Raw genomic sequence first — 3666 nt, forward strand, 5'->3', positions numbered from 1 at the left:
GCGCCGGTAGCCGGGTGCAGTCGACCTATCTGATGGAGGCGCTGGCCAGCCACGGTTATGTCGCCGTCGCCCCCGACCACCCCGGCGACACGATGGTGGATGCCGCCCTTGGGCACACCGAACCGCAGCTCGACATGGCCCTCGACCGCTCGCGCGACGTCTCCGCGGTGCTCGATGCCCTGACCGATCCATCCTGCACGGTGCAGCCGCTGGTCCGGAGCGATCAGGTGGCCGTCCTCGGGTTCTCCTTCGGCGGGCTGACCTCGGTGATGGCGAGCGCAGGCCTGCCGGGGGTGCCGGCGGACCCGCGGGTGCGGGCGTCGGTCGGCCTCGCCCCGGCGATCTCGCCGCTGCCCGCCGACATGCTGGCCCGCGTCGACGTCCCGACGCTGCTGATCGGCGGCGGCGCCGATCCGGCCGTGCCCGTCGACCCGAACATCGATCGGGGCTTCGGCCTGCTCACCGCGTCCCATCCGGTGGTCACCGCCGTGCTGGGCGGGGCCACCCACAACTCGTTCACCGAGGTCTGCCGGCAGTACGGCCTGCTCGGCACGGCGGGGATCCCGACGGCGTTGCGGCTTCGGGTCGAGGTCACCGCACGCGCGACCTGCTGGCCGCCCTACCTTGACTCGACGACGGCGCATCTGCTCACCGAGCGAGCCGTCGTGGCCTTCCTGGACTGGCGGCTTCGGGGGGAGTCCGCGGACGCGGCCTTCCTCGCCCCGGGCACCTGGGGGACCGGCCCGACGGTGACGCTGCGCGCCAGACCGTGACGGATACCTCGCGGATACCACCCCGGGCGGATCACTCGGACGGTGCCATGGGGGCATACGGATGACCGGCCCCGACATTGCCGGCTACCGTTGGCCAACCGACCGGCATGCCTACGGGTACGGTGCGGTGCCCCGTGAGGAGGTCGTGGCGATGTCCGCTCGCCAGGTACGACGGTTCGAACTGGAGCGCGAGGTCGACGTGTCCGGGGTGTCCGGGACGGGGCTGGTCGCGTTCGGTGCGCAGGCGCCGGACGGCACCTGTGTGCTGTGGTGGCACTCCGAGCACGACTCGATCGCGATCTACCCGACCATGGAGACGCTGCTCGCCATCCACGGTCATGGCGGTACCACCCGGGTCGTCTACATCGACGCTCAGGCCGGCCCCGCTCAGGTCAGTGGGCGGAAACAGGCGGTGGCCCGGTCCGCCGGGTCGACGGTGTAGAGCGCCAGGGTGCCCGCCATGTCGCGCGAGTCGATGCCGTTCTCGAGCATCCTCTGGTGCAGGTCCTCGAGTATGCGCAGGGTGTGGTTGAGCAGGATCGGCGCGATGCCCGGGGGGCGGCGCAGGTAGTCGGCGAAGCGCGCGTTCGCGTCCGCGTCGCCGGTCAGCGCCGCGAGCACCCCGAGCCGGACCCGCTCGGCGAGGTCCTCCCAGACCTGCGCGCTGCACGGCGCCTCGGCGAGGCGCCAGATCCCGGGCACGTTCAGGTCACCGACGATCGCCGTCGGCTGCCAGCCGGTGCGCAGGTGCAGGGCGACCACCCACATGGCCGCCAGCCAGCACAGTCCGCGCAGCGTCCGCAGCGGGTCGGCGGCCTCCTGCTCACGCAGGCGCTGGGCGGACTGGGGCCGGGTGGCCGGAGCGAGCCAGCCGCTGACCAGCCGTTCGAGGTCGACGATCTGCACCATCGGCAGGTCGGCGGGGTGGGGGCGGGAGAGCGCGGCGGCACGGCCGGAGTCGGCGTCGACAAGCGCGAGCGCCCCCGGATCGGTGAGTGTCTGCCACGCCAGACCCGCCGACGGCATGCGGCTCACGGTAGTGCCACCGGCGGCGGCGGAACCACCGTGTTGACCGCCTCATGTGAAACGGCCGCACCGCGCGGCCGGAGGGTCAGCGGTCGGCGACGTATCGGTGGAACATCGGGTGCATGCGGAAACGATCCACGCTGTGCGGTGTGGGCGGCGCGTGCGGGTCGGGGCCGACCGCGTCCAGGCCGCCCTCGGCCGGATAGCCGATCTGGCCGGTGGCGGGGTGCTCTGCGGCGGGGTGCTCTGCGGCTGGGTGCTCTGCGGCGGTGAGGAAGCCGATCTCCCACAGCACCTGCAGGATCACGTCCGGGTCGCGGCTGTCGATCCAGGAACGGGCTTCCGGGGCGACGCCGACCGAGCCGGTCGCCAGGTCCAGCAGGAACAGCTCGAGGTCCTCCCGGGTCCAGACATCCGGACCGGTGCGGAACGCCTGGAACACACCGAGCAGCCCCGGGTACTGAAAGCGGTACTCGGCGGCGATGTCGCGGGTGCGCTCACCCGAATACGTCGACTCGACCGCCTGGATGTCCTTGGGAGTGATGCGGACCGACGGGCGGGAGCTGTTCGTGCGGGCATGGTCGAGGGCGTGGGAACAGTACTGGATGATTTCGCGTGGGCGGCCGAGCGCCCGGTCCGCCATGTACCGGAACGACCAGACCGGCCGGGTGAAGACCGCCTTCCAGCAGTCGTCGTCGGAACGATGGCGACAGTCCGCGACGGTGTGGCGGATACGACCCGCGATCAGCCGCCACAGCCCCTCCCGGTCCCACGAGATCACCTCGATGAGATCGCGGAACTTCTGCGCGTCGTCGTAGATCGCGGGGATGCTGTCGTAGAGCTCCTTGCGCAGCGACATGCAGACGCGAAGGCCGGGGGACATGTCGTTGATCGTCATGCAGGCCTGGAAGAGGCCCGCGACGAACGCCTGGGCATCCTCGGAGGCGTCCCAGCCGCGGTCCAGCTCGTCGACGAGCACGGTGATCCGGGTGCGTTCACACAGCCGGATCAGCGGGGGCAACAGATGGTCGATCTCCTGCAGCTTGTAGAGATGCTGCAGCTCCCGGGTGCGCACCCCGGCCTCGAAGCGCCCGACCTTCACCGACTCGATGCGGCGCAGGTACGACACGAACGAGTCGAACGCGCCGCTCGCCCCGCCGGCGTGGTTGTCCCGCAGGTAGGCCCAGATCTGGCTCTCGGCGCCGCGGCGGATGCGGCCGTGCCGCCGCGTCACCTCCTTCATGATGAGGACGAGCAGGAGGTATTTCCAGGCGGTCGCGTAGGCGCCGAGTTTCGCCCAGGCGCCGTCGAGCTCCCGGGTCATCGCCGAGCTGAGGAACTCGTAGGAGTAGTCCTCCGGGGCCAGCTCGATGACCGAGCCGCCCGCGTCCCGCTGCCGGTGGGCGATGGTCTTGAAGATCGCGCTCTTGCCTGCGCCGCGGTTCGCGACGAGGATTGTCTTGGTCCCCGCGTTCATCCGGGTGTAGGCGGACGACTCAATGAAATAGGCGTCCAGGCCGCGCCGGACGTCGCGTTCCGCGGCCGCCGCGCCGAAACTGAGACGTGCGAGATCGACCACACGGGCCCCTTCGGTCGAACATCCGTTGTGATCGGTTCGGATGTTGACGAGGATACCCTTGTTCTTGCTTCTTTTCCGGCGGTTTTTGTCCTCGGTAGCGCGGACAGGACACTGCGGCCCGCCGCCGGGAATGACCGACGGCGGCGCTCGCTGTGCCATCCGATACCCGCGTTGACCTGGGGTATTTCATTCGGGCGGCGCGGGTGGCTGGGCGGTCAGTCGCTGAGCAGGTCGAGGGCGAGCAGGAGGTATTTCCAGGCGGTCGCGTAGGCGCCGAGTTTCGCCCAG

General features: G+C 70.5%; 4 protein-coding genes. 2 read left to right on the plus strand and 2 right to left on the minus strand.

Annotated features, from left to right (window positions below; all coding sequences use genetic code 11):
* Positions 1–773 (plus strand): alpha/beta hydrolase family protein (locus C1A33_RS22250; RefSeq protein ID WP_207770440.1); only part of this gene is annotated, 773 nt, incomplete at its 5' end.
* 61 nt (positions 774–834) lie between these two features.
* Positions 835–1215 carry a hypothetical protein gene (locus tag C1A33_RS36965; protein ID WP_243407823.1) on the plus strand — a complete coding sequence of 127 codons (381 nt, stop codon included), beginning with the start codon at positions 835–837 and terminating at the stop codon, positions 1213–1215.
* Here C1A33_RS36965 and C1A33_RS22260 read toward each other — a convergent pair.
* Both C1A33_RS22260 and C1A33_RS22265 read right to left on the minus strand, forming a co-directional pair.
* On the minus strand, positions 1161–1799 hold the full coding sequence (locus C1A33_RS22260) for a hypothetical protein (protein WP_101833319.1): 639 nt from the start codon (positions 1797–1799) through the stop codon (positions 1161–1163). The two genes, C1A33_RS36965 and C1A33_RS22260, sit on opposite strands and share 55 nt — an antisense overlap.
* A gap of 85 nt (positions 1800–1884) precedes the next feature.
* Positions 1885–3378: a P-loop ATPase, Sll1717 family gene (locus tag C1A33_RS22265; RefSeq protein ID WP_101833320.1), complete on the minus strand. Its 1494-nt coding sequence runs from the start codon at positions 3376–3378 to the stop codon at positions 1885–1887.
* Positions 3379–3666 lie beyond the last annotated feature (288 nt).

Source organism: Frankia canadensis (assembly GCF_900197875.1).
GTDB classification, from domain to species: Bacteria; Actinomycetota; Actinomycetes; order Frankiales; family Frankiaceae; genus Frankia; species Frankia canadensis.